General features: G+C 67.2%; 17 protein-coding genes. All 17 read right to left on the minus strand.

What is annotated here, in order from left to right; genetic code table 11:
- Position 1: 1 nt before the first annotated feature.
- Complete coding sequence (locus AC1DSC_RS12205; RefSeq protein WP_012746307.1) at positions 2–661, minus strand: MlaC/ttg2D family ABC transporter substrate-binding protein; 660 nt, start codon at positions 659–661, stop codon at positions 2–4.
- Positions 662–844: 183 nt separating this feature from the next.
- Positions 845–1591 (minus strand): MlaA family lipoprotein, encoded by a 747-nt coding sequence (locus tag AC1DSC_RS12210; RefSeq protein ID WP_062363040.1) that lies wholly within the window; start codon positions 1589–1591, stop codon positions 845–847.
- Positions 1588–2079, minus strand: a complete 492-nt coding sequence (mlaD, locus tag AC1DSC_RS12215) for an outer membrane lipid asymmetry maintenance protein MlaD (RefSeq protein ID WP_012746305.1) — start codon at positions 2077–2079, stop codon at positions 1588–1590. The genes AC1DSC_RS12210 and mlaD overlap by 4 nt, the downstream gene beginning before the upstream one ends.
- Positions 2080–2117: 38 nt before the next feature.
- Positions 2118–2900, minus strand: a complete 783-nt coding sequence (mlaE, locus tag AC1DSC_RS12220) for a lipid asymmetry maintenance ABC transporter permease subunit MlaE (RefSeq protein WP_018906525.1) — start codon at positions 2898–2900, stop codon at positions 2118–2120.
- An 82-nt stretch (positions 2901–2982) separates the two neighbouring features.
- Positions 2983–3843 (minus strand): ABC transporter ATP-binding protein, encoded by an 861-nt coding sequence (locus tag AC1DSC_RS12225; RefSeq protein ID WP_012746303.1) that lies wholly within the window; start codon positions 3841–3843, stop codon positions 2983–2985.
- A gap of 65 nt (positions 3844–3908) precedes the next feature.
- Positions 3909–5387, minus strand: coding sequence for a glutamate synthase subunit beta (locus AC1DSC_RS12230; RefSeq protein ID WP_062363044.1), 1479 nt, complete (start codon positions 5385–5387; stop codon positions 3909–3911).
- A gap of 34 nt (positions 5388–5421) precedes the next feature.
- Entirely contained in the window at positions 5422–10176 is a 4755-nt protein-coding gene (locus AC1DSC_RS12235) for a glutamate synthase-related protein (protein WP_062363047.1), read from the minus strand.
- A 183-nt stretch (positions 10177–10359) separates the two neighbouring features.
- Positions 10360–11055, minus strand: a complete 696-nt coding sequence (locus tag AC1DSC_RS12240; RefSeq protein WP_062363049.1) for a transposase — start codon at positions 11053–11055, stop codon at positions 10360–10362.
- A 38-nt stretch (positions 11056–11093) separates the two neighbouring features.
- Positions 11094–11978, minus strand: coding sequence for a class I SAM-dependent methyltransferase (locus AC1DSC_RS12245; protein WP_018906528.1), 885 nt, complete (start codon positions 11976–11978; stop codon positions 11094–11096).
- Positions 11975–12550 (minus strand): DUF1415 domain-containing protein, encoded by a 576-nt coding sequence (locus AC1DSC_RS12250; protein WP_062363052.1) that lies wholly within the window; start codon positions 12548–12550, stop codon positions 11975–11977. Before AC1DSC_RS12250 ends, AC1DSC_RS12245 begins: the two co-directional genes overlap by 4 nt.
- Positions 12547–13809 (minus strand): MFS transporter, encoded by a 1263-nt coding sequence (locus AC1DSC_RS12255; protein ID WP_062363055.1) that lies wholly within the window; start codon positions 13807–13809, stop codon positions 12547–12549. Before AC1DSC_RS12255 ends, AC1DSC_RS12250 begins: the two co-directional genes overlap by 4 nt.
- A 62-nt stretch (positions 13810–13871) precedes the next feature.
- Positions 13872–15002: a deoxyguanosinetriphosphate triphosphohydrolase gene (locus AC1DSC_RS12260; RefSeq protein WP_062363058.1), complete on the minus strand. Its 1131-nt coding sequence runs from the start codon at positions 15000–15002 to the stop codon at positions 13872–13874.
- Between the two features lie 22 nt (positions 15003–15024).
- On the minus strand, positions 15025–16137 hold the full coding sequence (gene aroB / locus AC1DSC_RS12265; protein ID WP_062363060.1) for a 3-dehydroquinate synthase: 1113 nt from the start codon (positions 16135–16137) through the stop codon (positions 15025–15027).
- A 32-nt stretch (positions 16138–16169) separates the two neighbouring features.
- Positions 16170–16718 (minus strand): shikimate kinase, encoded by a 549-nt coding sequence (locus AC1DSC_RS12270; RefSeq protein ID WP_012746294.1) that lies wholly within the window; start codon positions 16716–16718, stop codon positions 16170–16172.
- Positions 16719–16741: 23 nt separating this feature from the next.
- Positions 16742–18886: a type IV pilus secretin PilQ gene (locus AC1DSC_RS12275; protein ID WP_012746293.1), complete on the minus strand. Its 2145-nt coding sequence runs from the start codon at positions 18884–18886 to the stop codon at positions 16742–16744.
- A complete protein-coding gene (locus AC1DSC_RS12280) occupies positions 18883–19425 on the minus strand; it encodes a pilus assembly protein PilP (RefSeq protein WP_012746292.1) in 543 nt (180 codons plus the stop codon). The genes AC1DSC_RS12275 and AC1DSC_RS12280 overlap by 4 nt, the downstream gene beginning before the upstream one ends.
- Positions 19422–20105 carry a type IV pilus inner membrane component PilO gene (locus AC1DSC_RS12285; RefSeq protein ID WP_012746291.1) on the minus strand — a complete coding sequence of 228 codons (684 nt, stop codon included), beginning with the start codon at positions 20103–20105 and terminating at the stop codon, positions 19422–19424. The genes AC1DSC_RS12280 and AC1DSC_RS12285 overlap by 4 nt, the downstream gene beginning before the upstream one ends.
- Positions 20106–20112 lie beyond the last annotated feature (7 nt).

Genomic DNA, 20112 nt, shown 5'->3' on the forward strand with positions numbered 1-20112 from the left:
CTCAGCTCTTGCCGTTGTTGCCCTTGTTGCGCGCCGCCAGCGCCGCAATCAGGCCGTCGATGCCGCGCGCGTTGATTTCCTGCGCGAACTGGGTGCGGTAGGTGTCGACCAGCCAGACGCCCAGCACATTGAGGTTGTAGACCTTCCAGCCGCCGCCCTGGCCGGGCGTTTTCTCGAGCCGGTAGTCGAGCTGCACCGGATCGCCGCGGCCCTTGACCTCGGTACGCACCAGCACGTCGGTGTCTTCAGGCGAGCCGCGGAACGGGCGCACCGTGACCGTCTGGTCGCTCACCTGGTCGAGCGCGCCGGCATAGGTGCGCACCAGCAGGGTCTTGAATTCTTCCTGCAGCTTCTTCTGCTGCTCGGGCGTGGCCTGGCGCCATGCCGGGCCGACGGCGGAAGCCGTCATGCGCTGGAAGTTGACGTTGGGCATGATCTTGCTGTCGACCAGCACCATGATCTTGTTGATGTCGCCAGCCTTGATGGAGGTGTCGGCCTTGATGGTCTCGAGCACATCGGTCGACAGGCGCTTGACGAGCGCATCGGGCGCCTCGTCGGCGGCATGGGCCGGGCGCACGAAAGCCGTCGCGGCACCGAAAAGCAAGGCACTGGCCAGCACCAGGCGGCCGAAGCCGCGTCGTTGCAAGATCTTGTTGTTCATGGCAATTCCCTCAAGTTGAAAATCCAGAAGGCGCAATGGAAGCTGCGCCTGCCGGAAAGAACGTGTTCGACAGGCCCCCGGCCGACCGGGTTCCTGAAGCGCAGGTGAAGCCTTGAAACCGGATGCAAGCAGGAAAACCGCCCGTCCGTCCGCGAAAAGCCTCTATCCGCACCTTTTTGTGCTTTATTTCCCGCCCTCGTCGTCAGGGGGGTTGCCGTCGTAGACGTCGTTGCGGCGGTGCTGCAGGAAGGCGTCGCGCGTGAAGGTGTACTTGTCGAGTGCCGCATCGTCGAGCAGGCGGCCGGCGCGCAGGTACTTCGCCCGCGTATCGACGGCTTCCACGAACGACAGCGAATTGCGCCAGGCCACGTCGTTCATGTTGCCGAGCACGCTGCCGGCACGGTCGACCGGCAAGGCGGCCGTGTCGCGCAGGGTCGACGGGCCGAACACCGGCAGCACCACGTACGGACCGGCGCCCACGCCCCAGCGGCCGAGCGTCTGGCCGAAGTCTTCCTCGTGGCGGTCGATGCCCGCCTCGGTGGCAATGTCCAGCAAGCCGCCCAGGCCGAAGAAGGTGTTGACGTTGACCCGCATGAAGGTCTCGGCGCTGTTCTGCAGCTTGAGCTGGGCCACGCTGTTGACGAAGCTCCAGACATCGCCCAGGTTGCCGAAGAAATTGCCCACCCCGGTGCGCACCATCGAGGGCAGCACACGCTGGTAGGCGGTGGCCACGGGCACGAGCACGGCCTCGTCGACCGTGTCGTTGAAGCGCGTGACGCCCCGGTTGAACGGCTCGAAAGGGTCGGCCGGATTGGCGTGGGGCCCGCTCGCGCAGCCTGCAATGAGCGCAAGGGCGACGGCAACACTGGCCCAGCGGGCATGGTTTGCTATCTTACTGATAGCAAAAGACGGGGAAAGGGCTGTTTTCATTTCTTGTTGGCTGTTCCCGGCGTCGAAGTATTTCCTTCGGCCGCCTTGCTGTAGAGGAACTGGCTGATCAGGTTTTCCAGCACCACGGCCGATTGGGTCGAGGTGACGGTGTCGCCGGCTTGCAGGTTCTTCTCCTCGGCGCCCGCCTCGATCCCGATGTACTGCTCGCCGAGCAGGCCACTGGTCAGGATCTTGAGCGAACTGTCCTTGGGAAAACTGTAACGGTTTTGCAATGCCAGTGTGACGCTGGCCTGAAAAGACTTGTCGTCGAACGAGATGGACTCCACGCGGCCGACCACCACGCCCGCGCTCTTGACCGCCGTTTGCGGCTTGAGCCCGCCGATGTTGTCGAAACGCGCGGTGACGTTGTAGGTCTTCTGGAAATTCAGGCTCAGCAGGTTGGCCGACTGCAGCGCGAGGAACAGCAGCGCCGCGCCGCCGATCAGCACGAACAGGCCGACCCAGATGTCGTTGTTGGAACGTTGCATGGTTTGCACTCTCTAGAACGATTGGAGCCGGGGCTCCTTCAAATACTGAACATCATGGCGGTGAGCAGGAAGTCGAGCCCGAGCACCGAAAGCGACGCCATCACCACGGTGCGCGTGGTCGCGCGCGACACGCCTTCGGGCGTGGGCTGGGCCTCGTAGCCCTGCAGCAGTGCGATGAAGGTCACGGTGAAGCCGAACACGATGCTCTTGATCACGCCGTTGCCCACGTCGCGCCAGACGTCGACGCCGCCCTGCATCTGGCCCCAGAACGCGCCCGGGTCCACACCCAGCATCAGCACGCCCACCACATAGCCGCCCATGATGCCGACCGCGCTGAACACGGCCGCCAGCAGCGGCATCGTGATCACGCCGGCCCAGAAGCGCGGCGCAAGAATGCGCTGCACCGGGTCGACCGCCATCATCTCCATGGCGCTGAGCTGCTCGCCGGCCTTCATGAGGCCGATCTCCGCGGTGAGCGAAGTACCGGCGCGCCCCGTGAACAGCAGGGCCGCCACCACCGGCCCGAGCTCGCGCACCAGGCTCAGCGCCACCAGCAGGCCGAGCGCCTCGGAAGAACCGTAGCGCTGCAGCGCGTAGTACATCTGCAGGCCCAGCACGAAGCCGACGAAAAGCCCCGACACCGCAATGATGGCCAGCGAATAGTTGCCGAGAAAATGGATCTGGTCGCGCACCAGGCCGAAGCGCTGCAAGCTTCGTGCCCCCTGCACCAGCAGGCGCAGGAACAGCTTGGCGCCGTAGCCCAGGTCGGCCAGCTTGCTGCGAACCGCAAAGCCGATGTCGGCGGGCTTCCACCAGCTCATGCCTGCCCCCTCGCTCGGCACTTCGTGTCCTCGCTGCCCCCCGAGGGGGCCTTCGCTTGCTCGGGGCGGCCCAGCGCTGCGCTCATGCCCGTCCCCCTTCATTGCCGAAATCTTCCTCGATGCCGGCCACGGGATAGTGAAAATGCACCGGCCCGTCGGGCAGTGCATTGACGAACTGGTGCACCAGGGGATCGGCGCTCCCCCGCACTTCTTCAGGCGTGCCTTGCGCGGCGATGCCGCCGTTGGCCAGGATGATCACGTGGTCGGCAATGCGGAAGGTTTCCTCGAGGTCATGCGACACGACGATGCTGGTCAGCCCCAGCGTGTCGTTGAGCTGGCGGATCAGCCGCGCGGCCGTGCCGAGGGAAATCGGGTCGAGGCCGGCAAAGGGTTCGTCGTACATCACGAGGTCGGGGTCGAGCGCAATGGCGCGCGCAAGAGCCACGCGCCGCGCCATGCCGCCGGACACTTCGCTCGGCATCAGGTCGCGCGCACCGCGCAGGCCGACTGCGTCGAGCTTCATGAGCACGATGTCGCGCACCAGCGCTTCCGAGAGCTGCGTGTGCTCGCGCAGCGGAAACGCGACGTTGTCGAACACGCTCATGTCGGTGAACAGCGCACCGAACTGGAACAGCATGCCCATGCGCCGCCGCGCCTTGTACAGCCCGGCGGCATCGAGCTTGCCGACGTCCTGGCCGTCGAAAAGCACCTCGCCGCGCTGCGCCCGCTGCTGGCCGCCGATGAGCCGCAGCACGGTGGTCTTGCCGCCGCCCGAGGCGCCCATCAGCGCCGTCACCTTGCCGCGCGGCACGGCAAACGACACACCGCCGAGGATCGCGCGCGCACCATAGCCGAACGCAACGTCGCGGAACTCTACAAAGGGGTGTGGCAGGGGTGCGGCTGATTCCATCTCAATAAAAAAGCCGGGCACCTTCTCAGGCATCCCGGCATGCGGTTTCCGCGAATGATAGCGGGGCCGTGGCCGGCCCCGCAAAACTGAAACAAAAATCAGCGCGGCAAGTCGCTGAATCCCATCAGGAATTCATCCACCGAGCGCGCAGCCTGGCGCCCTTCGCGAATGGCCCAGACCACCAGCGACTGGCCGCGGCGGATGTCGCCCGCCGCAAACACCTTCGGCACGTTGGTGGCATAGCCGCCGATGAAATCGACCGTCGCCTTGGCATTGCCGCGTGCGTCCTTTTCGACACCGAAGGCGTCCAGCACGGTGGCCACGGGGCTCACGAAGCCCATCGCCAGCAGCACGAGGTCGGCCTTGAGGATCTGCTCGCTGCCGGCCACTTCCTGCATGCGGCCGTCTTTCCACTCGACGCGCACGGTCTTCAGGCCCGTGACCTTGCCTTTTTCGCCGATGAATTCCTTGGTGGAGATGGCGAACTCGCGCTCGCAGCCCTCTTCATGGCTGGAGCTGGTGCGCAGCTTGATCGGCCAGTAGGGCCAGGTCAGCGGGCGGTTTTCTTCCTCGGGCGGCTGCGGCATCAGTTCGAACTGCGTGACGCTGGCCGCGCCATGGCGGTTGCTGGTGCCCACGCAGTCGGAGCCGGTGTCGCCGCCGCCGATCACGATCACGTGCTTGCCGTCGGCGCGCAGCTGGCCCTTGACCTTGTCGCCCGCGTTGACGCGGTTCTGCTGCGGCAGGAACTCCATCGCAAAATGAATGCCGTCGAGGTCGCGGCCCGGCACCGGCAGGTCGCGCGACTGCTCGGCGCCGCCCGTGAGCACCACGGCGTCGAAGTCTTTCTGCAGCTGCTCGGGCGTGACGGTTTCCTTGGCCAGATTGGTGACCTTGGAGCCCTTGCCGAGCGGATCCTTCGCGGCGCCGACCATCACGCCGGTGCGGAAGCTCACGCCCTCGGCCTTCATCTGCTCGACGCGGCGGTCGATGTGGGTCTTCTCCATCTTGAAGTCGGGGATGCCGTAGCGCAGCAGGCCGCCGATGCGGTCGTTCTTCTCGAACAGCGTCACATCGTGGCCGGCGCGCGCGAGCTGCTGCGCCGCCGCCATGCCGGCCGGGCCCGAACCCACCACGGCCACCTTCTTGCCGGTCTTGTGCTTGGCGACGCGCGGCGCCACCCAGCCTTCGTCCCAGGCGCGGTCGATGATCGCGTGCTCCAGCGACTTGATGCCGACCGGGTCGTCGTTCACGTTGAGCACGCAGGCCGCCTCGCAGGGCGCGGGGCAGATGCGGCCGGTGAATTCCGGGAAGTTGTTGGTCGAGTCGAGCACCGCGAAGGCGTTCTGCCAGTCGTTGCGGTACACGAGGTCGTTGAAGTCCGGAATGATGTTGTTGACCGGGCAGCCGCTGTTGCAGAACGGCGTGCCGCAGTCCATGCAGCGCGCGCCCTGGACCTTGGCTTGCTCGGCATCCAGGCCGACGACGAATTCCTTGTAGTGCTTGACGCGCTCGGAGGCAGGCTTGTAGCCCTCTTCGATGCGCTCATGCTCCATGAAGCCGGTGATCTTTCCCATCGTGCTTTCCTCTGTTCTTCGTTTTCGTTGCCGCTCAGGCCGCAGCCGGGGTGGCCTGCGGCGCGGCAGCCAGCGCGTGCGGCTCCAGGCCCATGTGCGCGTTGTTGCCACTGCTCGTGAGTTCGACCTTGCGGTCGTGCAGCTCGGCCAGCGCGCGCTTGTACTCGTTCGGGAACACCTTGACGAACTTGGTGCGCGACACGGCCCAGTTGTCGAGCAGTTCGCGCGCGCGCTTGCTGCCGGTCCAGCGGTGGTGCTCCTCGAGCAGCTTCTTGAGCTGGGCCTCGTCGGTCTCGCCGCCGTGCCAGACCTTGCGGTGCATGCTCGCGGTCTGCTCGGCCGAGGTCAGCACCTTGTCGAGCGACACCATCGAAAGGTTGCAGCGCGTGGCGAACTGGCCGTCCTCGTCGTAGACGAAGGCTACGCCGCCGCTCATGCCGGCCGCGAAGTTGCGGCCCGTCTTGCCGAGCACCGCGACCGTGCCGCCCGTCATGTATTCGCAGCCATGGTCGCCCGTGCCTTCGACCACGGCCGTGGCACCCGAGAGGCGCACGGCAAAGCGCTCGCCGGCCACGCCGCAGAGGTAGGCTTCGCCGGTGGTCGCGCCGTAGAGCGCGGTGTTGCCCACGATGGTGTTGCGCACCGCTTCGCCGCGGAAGTCGAGGCTCGGGCGCACCACCACGCGGCCGCCCGACAGGCCCTTGCCGGTGTAGTCGTTGGCATCGCCGATCAGGTAGAGCGTGATGCCGCGCGCCAGGAACGCGCCGAACGACTGGCCGCCCGTGCCTTCGAGCTGGATGCGGATCGAGTCGTCGGGCAGGCCCTGCGGATGCGCCTTGGTCAGCGCACCCGACAGCATGGCGCCCACCGAGCGGTTGACGTTGCGCGCCACCTCGATGAACTGCACCTTCTCGCCGCGCTCGATGGCCGGGCGCGACTTCTCGATGAGCTTGACGTCGAGCGCACGCTCCAGGCCGTGGTCCTGGTTCTCGACGTGGAAGCGCGGCACCTCGGCCGGCACGATCGGCAGCGCGAACAGGCGGCTGAAGTCCAGGCCCGAAGCCTTCCAGTGCTCGATGCCCTTGCGCATGTCGAGCAGGTCGGCGCGGCCGATCAGGTCGTCGAACTTGCGGATGCCCAGCTGGGCCATGATCTGGCGCACTTCCTCGGCCACGAAGAAGAAGTAGTTGACGACGTGCTCGGGCTTGCCCGAGAACTTCTTGCGCAGCACCGGGTCTTGCGTGGCCACGCCCACCGGGCAGGTGTTCAGGTGGCACTTGCGCATCATGATGCAGCCCTCGACCACCAGCGGGGCCGTGGCAAAGCCGAACTCGTCGGCACCCAGCAGCGCGCCGATGGCGACGTCGCGGCCGGTCTTCATCTGGCCGTCGGCCTGCACGCGGATGCGGCTGCGCAGGCGGTTGAGCACCAGCGTCTGCTGGGTTTCTGCCAGGCCAATTTCCCACGGGCTGCCCGCGTGCTTGATCGACGACCAGGGCGATGCGCCCGTGCCGCCGTCATGGCCCGCGATCACCACGTGGTCGCTCTTGCACTTGGCCACGCCGGCCGCGATGGTGCCCACGCCGATCTCGCTCACCAGCTTGACGCTGATGCTCGCGTGCGGCGCGGCGTTCTTCAGGTCGTGGATCAGCTGCGCGAGGTCTTCGATCGAGTAGATGTCGTGGTGCGGCGGCGGCGAGATCAGGCCCACGCCCGGCACCGCGTAGCGCTGCTTGCCGATGTACTCGGTGACCTTGCCGCCCGGCAGCTGGCCGCCTTCGCCCGGCTTGGCGCCCTGCGCCATCTTGATCTGGATCTGGTCAGCCGAATGCAGGTACTCGGCCGTGACGCCGAAGCGCCCCGACGCCACCTGCTTGATGCGCGAACGCAGCGAGTCGCCGTCCTTCAGGGGCAGGTCGACCTCGACGTTGGCCGCGCCGATCACGCTCTTGAGCGTGTCGCCCTGCTTGATCGGGATGCCCTTGAGCTCGTTGCGGTAGCGCGCCGGGTCTTCGCCGCCCTCGCCCGTGTTGCTCTTGCCGCCGATGCGGTTCATGGCAATGGCGAGCGTGGAGTGCGCCTCGGTGCTGATCGAGCCGAGCGACATCGCGCCCGTGGCAAAGCGCTTGACGATCTCGCTGGCGGGCTCGACCTCGTCCACCGGAATAGCCTTGGCCGGATCCAGCTTGAATTCGAACAGGCCGCGCAGCGTGAGATGGCGGCGGTTCTGGTCGTTGATGAGCTGCGCGTATTCCTTGTAGGTGTTCCAGTTGTTGGCGCGCGTGCTGTGCTGCAGCTTGGCGATGGCGTCGGGCGTCCACATGTGCTCTTCGCCGCGCGTGCGCCAGGCGTATTCGCCGCCGGCGTCGAGCATGTTGGAGAGCACCGGGTCGTCGCCGAACGCGGCCTTGTGCATGCGGATGGCTTCCTCGGCGATCTCGAACACGCCGATGCCCTCGACGCGGCTCGCGGTGCCGGTGAAGTATTTGTTGACCGTCTCGGTGTTGAGGCCGATGGCTTCGAAGAGCTGCGCGCCGCAGTAGCTCATGTAGGTGCTGACACCCATCTTCGACATGATCTTGGACAGGCCCTTGCCGATCGCCTTGACGTAGTTGTAGACCGCCTTCTCCGCGCTCATGTCGCCCGGCAGGTCGGCGTGCATGGCGGCCAGCGTTTCCATCGCGAGGTAGGGGTGCACGGCTTCGGCGCCGTAGCCTGCCAGCACGCCGAAGTGATGCACTTCGCGCGCCGAACCGGTTTCCACCACCAGGCCGGCGGTGGTGCGCAGGCCTTCACGGACCAGGTACTGGTGGACGGCGGACAGCGCCAGCACGGCGGGAATCGCCACCTGCGTCGGGCTCACGCCGCGGTCGCTCACGATCAGGATGTTGTGGCCGCCCTTGATGGCATCCACCGCTTCGGCGCACAGCGACGCGAGCTTGGCTTCGACGCCCTCGTAGCCCCAGGCGAGCGGGTAGGTGATGTCGAGCACGTAGCTCTTGAACTTGCCCTGCGTGTAGGTGCCGATGTCGCGCAGCTTGGCCATGTCGGCGAAGTCGAGGATCGGCTGGCTCACCTCGAGCCGCATCGGCGGGTTGACCTGGTTGATGTCCAGCAGGTTGGGCTTGGGGCCGATGAAGGACACCAGCGACATCACGATGGCCTCGCGGATCGGGTCGATCGGCGGGTTGGTCACTTGCGCGAACAGCTGCTTGAAGTAGTTGTAGAGCGGCTTGTTCTTGCTGGAGAGCACGGCCAGCGGGCTGTCGTTGCCCATGGAGCCGATGCCTTCTTCACCGGCCTGCGCCATCGGGCTCATCAGGAACTTGATGTCTTCCTGGGTGTAGCCGAAGGCCTGCTGGCGGTCGAGCAGCGCGACCTGCGAGAGCGGCGCGGGCACCGGCTCGGCCTCGACGCTGTCCAGCTTGATGCGCAGGTTCTCGATCCACTGCTTGTAGGGCTTGCTGTTGGCGAGGGTGGCCTTGACCTCCTCGTCGTCGATCATGCGGCCCTGCTCCAGGTCGATCAGGAACATCTTGCCGGGCTGCAGGCGCCACTTGCGCACGATCTTCTGCTCGGGCACGGGCAGCACGCCCGACTCCGAGGCCATGATGACCAGGTCGTCGTCGGTCACGCAGTAGCGGGAAGGCCGCAGGCCGTTGCGGTCGAGCGTGGCGCCGATCTGGCGGCCGTCGGTGAACACGATGGAGGCCGGGCCGTCCCACGGCTCCAGCATCGCGGCGTGGTATTCGTAGAACGCGCGGCGGCGCGGGTCCATGGTGGCGTGCTGTTCCCAGGGCTCGGGAATCATCATCATCACGGCCTGGCTGATGGGGTAGCCGGCCATCGTCAGCAGCTCGAGGCAGTTGTCGAAGGTGGCGGTGTCGGACTGGCCGGCAAAGCTGATGGGGTAGAGCTTCTGCAGGTCGGCGCCCAGCACGGGCGAGGACATGACGCCTTCGCGCGCCTTCATCCAGTTGTAGTTGCCCTTGACCGTGTTGATTTCGCCGTTGTGGGCGACGTAGCGGTACGGGTGGGCCAGCGGCCACTCGGGGAAGGTGTTGGTCGAGAAGCGCTGGTGCACCAGGCCCAGGGCCGAGACGCAGCGCTTGTCCTGCAGGTCCAGGTAGTAGGTGCCGACCTGGTCGGCGAGCAGCAGGCCCTTGTAGACCACGGTGCGGCTCGACATGCTGGGAACGTAGTATTCCTTGCTGTGCTTGAGCTTCAGGCGCTGGATGTTGGCGCTGGCGGTCTTGCGGATCACGTAGAGCTTGCGTTCCAGCGCGTCCTGCACGATCACGTCGTTGCCGCGGCCGATGAACACCTGGCGCAGCAGCGGTTCCTTGGCGCGCACGGTGGGCGACATCGGCATGTCGCGGTTCACCGGCACGTCGCGCCAGCCCAGCAGCACCTGGCCTTCGGCCTTGATGGCGCGTTCCATTTCCTGCTCGCAGGCTTCGCGCGAGGCATGTTCCTTGGGCAGGAAGATCATGCCGACGCCGTATTCGCCCGGCGGGGGCAGCGCCACGCCCTGCTTGGCCATTTCTTCGCGGTAGAGGCGGTCGGGCAGCTGGATCAGGATGCCGGCGCCATCGCCCATCAGCTTGTCAGCGCCCACTGCGCCGCGATGGTCGAGGTTCTCGAGGATCTTCAGGCCCTGCAGCACGATGGCATGGCTCTTTTCGCCCTTGATGTGCGCGACGAAGCCGACGCCGCAGGCATCGTGCTCGTCGGCACCGGAATACAGACCGTGTTGTTGGAGATGTTCGATCTCGGCAGCCGTCGTCATGGCGCACTCCTTCAGTTTTTCGCAGGGAAGAGAAGGATATTGCGATGCACAAAGAATGCCAAACATTTTAAATGGGGTCAGATTCCAATTAAATCCCGACTCTTATGGTCAGAATAAAATTGGGGACACATAAATGAAGAGAGCAAAAACTCCGCTCGGAGTCCCGCGGCGGGAAGCTTTGGCTCAGGAATCGGAAGCCGCCGGCGGACGCCCGGCCTTGGCTTTGGCGACGCGGCGTTCGGTCGCTTTCTGAAGCGACGCCAAAAAATCGGCATCGCCGGCCGCCCAGCCGCGCAAGGTGGCCTCGGTCAGCGTGCCCTGGTCGGCCGCGCGCACGCCGCCGCGCACCAGTTCGACGTACGCCGCCTCGCGGGCAAACGGCGTGTTGCCCAGCTCCCAATACAGGGGATGCGGCGTCAGCAGCCTGTCGTGCCGCAGGCCCGCGTAGTGCCCGTGGCTGGACCATGGAAAGTCGCGCGCGTCCGACACCAGGCCGGCCCGCACGGGATTCAGGTCGATGTACGCCATGCAGGTCAGCAGATAGCGGTCGGTCTGGATCAGCGTCGACCTGTAGCGCCCTTCCCACAGGGTGCCGCTGCGGCCGTGGCGGTCGTTGAAATAGCGCACGTAGCTGCGCCCCACCGCCTGCATGAACTGCGGCAGCCCGGTGGTCGTGTCGGGCGTGGCCAGCAGATGGAAGTGGTTGTCCATCAGCACGTAGGCATGCAGCGCCACGCCGAAGCGCGGGGCCGCGTCCGCCATCAGGCCGAGCAGCCGCTCGTGGTCGGCGCGGTCGATGAAGATGGCCTGGCGGTTGTTGCCGCGCTGGATCACGTGGTGCGGCAGGCCGGGAAGCGTGAGGCGGGGCAGACGGGCCATGGCGTGACGAGCGCGGCGCTGTGCGCTTCGGCGGGAGTTCAGGGCAGGCGAAACCGCGTCTCGCCCAGCGTGTCGAGCCCGAACTGCGACAGCAGCTCGCCGAGCCGCGCCGCCGCACCGGCCTTGCGCTGGCCGGTGTGGCGCGCCAGGATCAGCTCGTTCTTCATGCTGTGCTCCCAGCCCACCAGTTCGGTGACCGTGACGCTGTAGCCATTGGCCTCGAGGTACAGGCAGCGCAGCACGTTGGTGAGCTGGCTGCCGATTTCGCGGGTGTGCAGCGGATGGCGCCAGAGCTCGGCCAATGGCGTGCGCGACAAGGCCAGCGCCTTGGTTTCGCGCAGGCAGGCCGCCACCTCGGCCTGGCAGCAGGGCACCAGCACCATGCAGCGCGCTTTCTTCGCGAGCCCGAAGGCGATCGCGTCGTCGGTGGCGGTGTCGCAGGCGTGCAGCGCGGTGACCACGTCGATGCGCTCGGGCAGTTCGCTCGCCTGGGCCGACTCGGCCACGGTGAGGTTCAGGAAGGACATGCGGTCGAAGCCGAGCTGGCGCGCCAATGCCCGCGATTTCTCGACCAGCTCGCTGCGCGTCTCGATGCCGTAGACATGGCCGCCTTCGCGCGAGCGGAAGAACAGGTCGTAGATGATGAAGCCCAGGTACGACTTGCCCGCGCCATGGTCGGCCAGCGTGGCTTCCGCGCCGCCGCCCGGCAGTTCGCGCAGCAGCTGCTCGATGAACTGGAACAGGTGGTAGACCTGCTTGAGCTTGCGCCGCGAATCCTGGTTAAGCCGGCCTTCGCGCGTGAGGATGTGCAGTTCCTTCAGAAGCTCGATCGACTGGCCCGGCCGCAGGACCTCCGCCAGCTCGGCTTCGGCCTTGGCGGTCTTGGCCGTCTTCACGGCCTTGGTTGCTGCCGGCGCGCTCATGGCCGGGCGCTCCCCGGGCCCACGTCCAGCGCGGCCCAGCCGTCCGGCCCCAGCGCTTCGAGCGTCTCGATGTTGCGCTCGAAGATGGCTTCGGCTTCGGGAAAGGCCTCGACCGCGCGGCTCACGCTGTCCTCGCGCAGCAGGTGCAGCGTGGGGTACGGCGCGCGGTTGGTGGCGTTGCCGATGTCGTCGGCGTCGGTGCCCGCGAACTGGAAGCGCGGATGGAAGCTCGCGAGCTGGAACACGCCGTCGAAGCCCGCGCGTGCGAGCCGGCGTTCGGCGCGTGCCGTGAAGTCGTTGAAATCCAGGAAATCGGCCAAGGTGTTGGGTGCTATCAGCAAGGTGGTGTCGCGCACGGAGGCATCGAGCGCGGCGAGTTCATCGGCCTCGGCCAGGAGCATGTCGATCAGCGCGGCTTCATCGGTGGGCAGGTACACGGCATAGCGGATCTGCGCCTTGACGTACACCGCCTTCGCGAACGGGCACAGGTTGAGCCCGATCACCGCGCGTTCGAGCCAGCGCCGCATGTCGGCTTCGGCCTGGATGGCATCGATTGTCGCCGGGCTGGTCATGCCACCTCCGCCGCAGGGCGAATTTTGCCGAGGCGCCGCGCCAGAGCCATGCCCGCGAGCGAGCATGCGAGCGTGGCGGTCCACGTCCAGTGCCAGCCGCCGGCCCGCAGGGCCACCCAGGCCACCGCCGGCGGCGCCAGGAACTGCCCCAGAGAGGACGCCTGCTGCATGAGTCCGACGGTGGTGGAAACCGTGGACGGACCGGGCGCCAGCCGGACCCCGAGCAGGAACAGCGTCGCCGGCACCATGCCGCCGCCCAGCGAAAAGACGCAGACCGCGGCATAGCGAAGCACCGGCGGCAGGCCGAGCGCGCCTTCGCCCTGCCCCAGCTGCGCGAAGGCGGCAAGGCCACCCAACGCCATCGCCAGGAAACCCGCCTGCAGCAGGCGCTCGGGCGCGACGCCGCGCTGGAGCCAACGGCCGCCCGCGACGTTGCCGACGATGTTCATCGCGGCCGCCACCGCGGTGAGCACCGCGCCCCAGCCGGCCGGCACGCCGGCGCCGGCATAGATGGCCGGAAGAAAGCCGATCACCGCCATCCACTGCGCCGAATACACGGCGAAGGTCAGCGCGATCATCCAGGGTGCGCGTGCGCCGACCGTGGCGCGCAGGCGCGACGGCCAGCCGCCGGCCATGCCGCGCGCCGCCCCCGTGCGCAACGCATCCGCGGGCACCGCCAGCCACAGCCAGAGCGCCGCGGCCGCCGACACGGCCGACAGCGTCCACCACCAGTCGGCCCATCCGCCCCAGGCGATCAGCGCCGGCCCGAAGAGCAGCGCAAGCGCAACGCCCAGCGGCATGTAGGCGCCCCAGATGCCGAGCGCCGCCTTGTCCGCGCCCGCCGGCGTCAGGGCCCGGATCAGCCCCGGCCCCGGCATGACCGCCAGCAGAAAGCCGATGCCTTCGAGCGCGCGCAGGCCGAGCAGCCATTGCACCGCAAAGGCACCGCCCAACAAGCCCGCGCCGACCGCGCCGCCCAGCAGGCTCGCCACCGTCAGCACCAAAAGGCCGGTCAGCATGCTGCGGCGCAGGCCGATGGTGTCGGCCGCGAGCCCCGCGATCAGCCCCAGGCTCATGCTCGCCACCTGCACCAGCGACAGCAGGAATCCGGCCTCGACCAGGTCGATGCCGAGCGACGCCTGCAGCGCCGGCACCGCGGGCGGCAGCTTGCCCAGGTGCAGCGCGGCGCTGACGCCGCCCAGCACCACCGCAAAGGCGGCGGCAGGCACGCGCGCGGAAGCAACGGCTGCAGGACTCATGGGACCACCTTCGCCCTGACGGGCTGCGGTGCGCGCTTGCTTGGGGCGGCCCGGCGCTGCGCTCATGCAATCCCCCGCCGGCCGGTCAGCCGTTCATGCTCGCGCATGGCGAAGCGGTCGGTCATGCCGGCGATGTAGTCGGCCACGGCGCGATGCTGGTCGCGCCGGTCTGCGTAGGAAACAGGCATCTCGGCGCCGCGCGCCAGATAGGCCTCGAACAGTTCCCGCACCACCTGCTGCGCCTGGTCGGTGGTCTGCCTCACTTGCGGATGGCGATAGAGGTTGCGGAACAGGAAGGCCTTGAGCTCGTTCGATTGCGCCTGCATGGTTTCGCTGAACGCAACGAGCGGCGGCGCCTTGCGCACGCCATCGGCATCGGCCGGCTTCGCTGTTTCGAGTGCCGCACGCGTGGCGTCGATCACGTCGTAGACCTGCGCGCTCAGCATGCGCCGGATGGTTTCGTAGAGCACGCGCCGCCCTTCCAGCTGCGGGTATTCGGCCAGCGCTTCGCGGCGGTAGCGCTCGAACAGCTCCACCTCGCCGAGCTGCTCGACGTTGATGAGTCCGGAGCGCACGCCGTCGTCGATGTCGTGCGCGTTGTAGGCGATGGCGTCGGCCAGGTTGCAAAGCTGCGCCTCGAGGCCCGGCTGCGTGCGGTCCAGGAAGCGGCGCGCCACGCCGTGGGGTTCACCCGCCTCCAGGCGCTCGGCATTGGCGCGCGAGCAGTGCTTGAGGATGCCTTCGCGGGTCTCGAAGCTGAGATTCAGGCCGTCGTACTGCGGATAGCGGTGCTCCAGGGCGTCGACCACGCGCAGGCTCTGCAGGTTGTGCTCGAAGCCGCCGTGGCCTTCCATGCAGGCGTTGAGCGCGTCCTGCCCCGCATGGCCGAACGGCGTGTGGCCGAGGTCGTGCGCAAGGGCAATCGCTTCGACCAGGTCTTCGTTGATGCGCAGGGCCCGCGCGATGGAGCGGCCCAGCTGCGCGACTTCGAGCGAATGCGTGAGCCGGGTCCGGAACAGGTCGCCTTCGTGGTTCAGGAAGACCTGCGTCTTGTAGACCAGCCGCCGGAACGCGGTGGAATGCACGATGCGGTCGCGGTCGCGCTGGAAGGCGTCGCGCGTGGGCGCCGGCGGCTCGGCATGGCGCCTTCCGCGCGAGCGCGCGGGGTGGCAGGCATAGGCCGCGAGGCTCATCGGTGCACCCTCGGCGCTGCGCTCATTCGGCCTGGCAGCAGCGCGCGAGCACTTCGCGCACCAGCGCATCGGGCGCGCTGCTGACGGCGGCGGAGCCCGGCTTGTCGATCACCACGAAACGGATCTCGCCCGCCTCGGATTTCTTGTCGACCCGCATCAGTTCGAGGTACCGGTCGGCGCCCAGCGCGGGGCCGGTGGTCGGCAGGCCGGCACGCTCGATCAGCCGCGTGAGCCGTTCGACGAACGCTGCATCGACGCCGCCGAGCCGCTGCGACAGGTGCGCCGCCATCACCATGCCGCAGCCGACCGCTTCGCCATGCAGCCACTCGCCGTAGCCCAGGCCCGACTCGATCGCATGGCCGAAGGTGTGGCCGAAATTGAGGATGGCCCGCAGGCCGGTCTCGCGCTCGTCCTGGCCGACGACCAGCGCCTTGATCTCGCAGCTGCGCTTGACCGCATGGGCCAATGCGGCGGGCTCGCGTGCCACGAGGGCGTCGACATTCGCCTCGATCCAGTCGAAGAAGGCCATGTCGTGGATCGGGCCGTACTTGATGACCTCGGCCAGGCCCGCGCTGAGTTCGCGCGGCGGCAGCGTCTGCAGCGTAGCCAGGTCGCACACCACGAGCTGCGGCTGGTAGAAGGCGCCGATCATGTTCTTGCCGAGCGGATGGTTGATGGCGGTCTTGCCGCCGACCGACGAATCGACCTGCGCCAGCAGCGTGGTCGGCACCTGCACAAAGGGCACGCCGCGCATGTAGCTCGCGGCGGCAAAGCCGGTCATGTCGCCCACCACGCCGCCGCCCAGCGCAAACAGCACGGTCTTGCGATCGCTGGCGTGGCCGAGCAGGGCATCGAAGATCAGGTTCAGGGTCTCGAGGTTCTTGTGCACCTCGCCGTCGGGCAGCTCGAGCAGGTGGACCGTGCGAAAGCGCCCGGCCAGCGCCTGGCGCAGGGCCTTGGCGTAGAGCGGCGCCACGGTGGTGTTGCTGACGACCAGCGCGCTGGCGGCCGCGGGCACGGCGGCGAAGCTCTGGGGGTTGTCCAGCAGGCCGGCGCCGATCAGGATCGGGTAGCTGCGTTCGCCGAGCTGGATGTCGACGCGTTCTGGCGGTGCGGAAGGTGCGGGCAATGGCATGGCAGCGAGTTTAGGCGCTGCGCGCCGGCGCTTCAGTCGGAGGGCTCTTCGGGCGGCGTGCCCGCGGCCACGATGCCGGCAAGCTCCAGCTGCATCACGATGATGTTGACCAGCATGGCGATCGAGGGGCGCCCGGTGTCGACCACCTCGTGGGCTGTCTCGCGATAGAGCGGATCGCGCGCATCGTGCAGTTCGCGCAGCCGGCCCAGCGGATCGGCCACCTGCAGCAGGGGCCGCTTGACGTCGTGGCGCAGGCGCCGGAACAGGTCTTCGGGCGAGGAGCGCAGGTAGATCACATGGAAGTGGTCCCGCAGCTGCTGGCGGTTGGCTTCCCGCAGCACGGCGCCGCCGCCCGTGGCCAGCACGCCGTGGGGCTGGGCGGCCAGGTCGGCGATGGCGGCCTGCTCGAGGTCGCGGAAGGCGATTTCGCCCTCCCGCTCGAAGTAATCGCGGATCGAGCAGCCGATGCGCTGCTCGATCACGTGGTCGGTATCGACGAAGGGAAGGTCCAGGCGTGCGCCCAGGCGCCGGCCCACTGCGGACTTTCCGGCGCCGGGCAACCCGACGAGTGCGATCGCCACGCGGTGGCTGCTACGCCCGCGCGTCAGCGCGCGGCGTTGCGGTCGGTAATCATCTTCGGAGTGATAAAGACGAGCATTTCGGTCTTGTTGGCAACGCGTTCGCGCTTGCGGAACAGTGCACCCAGGTAGGGCACTTCACCCAGCACCGGCACGCGCGATTCGTCATTGGTTTCGGTGAGTTCGAAGATACCACCGATGACGACCGTGCCGCCGTTCTCGACCAGCACCTCGGTCTGCACGTGCTTGGTGTTGATGGCCGGGCCGGCCGAGGTGTTGACGCCGCGGGCATCCTTGCTCACGTCGAGCGTGAGGATGATGTTGCCTTCGGGTGTGATCTGCGGCGTGACCTCGAGCTTCAGCACCGCCTTGCGGAACGAGATGGAGGTGGCGCCGCTGGACGTGGCCTGCTGGTAGGGAATTTCCTCGCCCTGCTCGATCAGCGCCTTGGTCTGGTCGGCCGTGATGACGCGCGGGCTGGACACCAGCTTGCCCTTGCCGTCGGCCTCGAGCGCCGAGATCTCGAGGTTCAGCATGCGCGACAAGCTCGAGTTGAACAGCGAGATCGCGAAGGTACCGGGCGCATTGCCGGTGCCGCCGGCATCGCCTGCGGGCAGGTTGATGAAGTTGGAGTTGGTCCAGGTGGCTGTTGCGCCGCCCACGCCGCCGGCGGCGGTGGTGACGGGCATGACGCCGAAGGTGCCGTATGCCGGATTGCCGTTGGCCGACGCGACGCGTTCGCGGGAGATACCGCCGCCCAGCCGCACACCGAGCGACTTGCCGAAGGTGTCGGAGGCTTCCACGATGCGCGCTTCGATCAGCACCTGCCGAACCGGGATGTCGAGCTTCTGGATCAGGTCGGCCACTTGCGCCAGGCGCGAGGGAATGTCCGACACGAACAGCTGGTTGGTGCGCGACTCCGCGATCACGCTGCCGCGCGGGCTCAGGATGCGCGTGGTGGTGCCGGAGCCGCCACCGCCGCCGGCCGAGGCGCCGGTGCCGGTCAGGCCCTGCGCAATGGCGATCGCCTTGGTGTAGTTGAGCTGGAACGACTGGGTGCGCAGCGGCTCCAGGTTCTCGATTGCGGCCTTGGCTTCGAATTCGAGCTTTTCCTTGGCGTTGATCTCGTCCTTGGGCGCGATCCACAGCACGCTGCCGTTCTTGCGCATGCCCAGGTTCTTGGCCTGCATGATGATGTCCAGGGCCTGGTCCCAGGGCACGTCCTTCAGCCGCAGCGTCAGCGCGCCGGTGACCGAGTCGGAGGTCACGATGTTGAAGTTGGTGAAGTCGGCAATCACCTGCAGCAGCGAGCGGATCTCGATGTTCTGGAAGTTCAGCGACAGCTTCTCGCCGTTGTAGCCCACGCCCTGCGTCAGCTTGGCCGGGTCCACCTTGCGGGCGCGGACCTCCACCACGAACTGGTTCTCGCTCTGGTAGGCGCTGTGCTCCCAGTCGCCCTTGGCCTCGATCGTCATGCGCACGCGGTCACCCGACTGTTGCGAGGTGATCAGCTGGACCGGCGTATTGAAGTCGGCCACGTCGAGGCGGCGGCGCAAGCCCTCGGGCAGCGTCGACTTGGTGAACTCCACCACGAGGCTCTTGCCCTGCTGCTTGACATCCACGCCGACCTGGTTGTTCGGCAGGTCGACGATCACGCGGCCGGTGTTGTCCGCACCCAGGCGGAAGTCGACGTCGCGCAGCGGCAGGGTGTCGCGGTTGCGGTTCTCGGCAAAGACGGTGGGCGTGGACGACGCCAGCGCGGCGCCGGCCGCGGGTTCGAGAATCACCAGCAGCGACTTGCCCTGGATCTCGGTCTTGTATGCGGTTGCCTGCTTGAGGTTCAGCACCACCCGGCTGCGCTCGCCGGCCTGGACCACATTGACGGAACGCAGGTTGCCCTGGTTCACCTCAATGGCAGAGCGGCCGATGGCGTTGGTGACGCCCGGAAAATCGAGCGCGATGCGCGCCGGCGTCTGCACGACAAAGCCGGTCGGCAAGGCCGCGAGCGGCTGGGCAAGGTCGATGCGGATCACTTCCGCGCCGGACTGCGTCGAACTGGTCACCGCCTCGATGGCGTTTTGCGCATGGGCCAAAGCGAAAGCGCCAAGTGCCAGCAGACCCAGCCCCGCAGCTCGCAGCCGCTGTGCCATCGTTGATTTTTTATGATTCATTTCGCACTCTCTTGCAGCTGCAATGTCGCCACGCGTTCGATCCATTCACCGGCGGCGTCCTGCACGATTTCACGCAGGGCGATTTCGGTTTCGTTGATACGGGTAATGCGCCCGTAGTTGAGGCCCAGGTATTCGCCGACCCGCACCTTGTAGAGCAGCTTGTCGACACGAACCAGCGCCACCGGCTGGCCGTTGCGGTTCATGCTGCCCACCATGGCCATGGAGTCGAGCGGGAAGGCTTCGAGCGCTTCCTTGCGGCGCACCAGCTCGGGCGCGATCAGTTCCGACGTGCTGGGCTGGTTCGATTCCCGGCGCAGCGCCTGGGTCAGCTTCAGCAGGTTGAACGGCTCGAACGCCGCGCCCTCGGTGTAGGCCTGGGGGGTGAATTTCTTGGGTTCCGTGATCGGCGGCACCGTGGGCTTGACCTGGGCGCGCTGCTCGACCATCCAGCGGCGCAGGTCTTCCTGCTCCGAATCGGCGCAGGCGCTCAGGCCCAGGGCGGCCGCGACCAGCCACAGGAGGTTGGCGGTGGTCCTCATTTCTTCGCCTTCGGCGCCGCGGCGCGTTTCTGGGCCGCGCGCTCTTCGTCATCGAGATAGCGGTAGGTGCGTGCCGTGGCATCCATCGTGAGGGTGCCGTCCTTGTCTTTTTGCTGCGGGGTGATCGTGAGGTTGTTCAGCGTCACGATGCGCGAGAGGCTCGCGACGTCGGCGGCGAAGGAGCCGATGTCGTGGTAGCGGCCGGTCACGCGCACGGCGATCGGCAGCTCCGCGTAGTAGTCCTTCACCGAAACCTGTCCCGGGCGGAACAGTTCGAACTGCAGGCTGCGCCCGAGCCCGGCCTGGTTGATGTCGGACAGCAATGCGTCCATTTCCGCCTTGCTGGGCAGCTGCTTCTCGAGCAGCGTCACGTATTGCTGCACCTGCTCGCGCTGCTTCTTCAGCAGGTCGAGATTGGCGGCCAGCGCCACCTTCTTCTGGTAGTCGGCGCGCAGCGTGACTTCCTTGGCGCGCTCGCTCTCGAGCTCGTCGTTGGAGTTGGTCAGCCACACGAACCACAGGCCGGCCAGCACCAGGGCCGTGACCGCCAGGCACAGGGCGTAGCGGGGCACCGCCGGCCATGCGGACGGGTCGTTCGGGTTCAGGTTGCGGAACTGGTCGCCGAAGCCGCGCAGCGCCGCGCCGACGTCCAGTTTTTGAGAGGGGCGATTGCTTGCCATGATCCGT

This window comes from Variovorax sp. 01N425 (genome assembly GCF_056399465.1).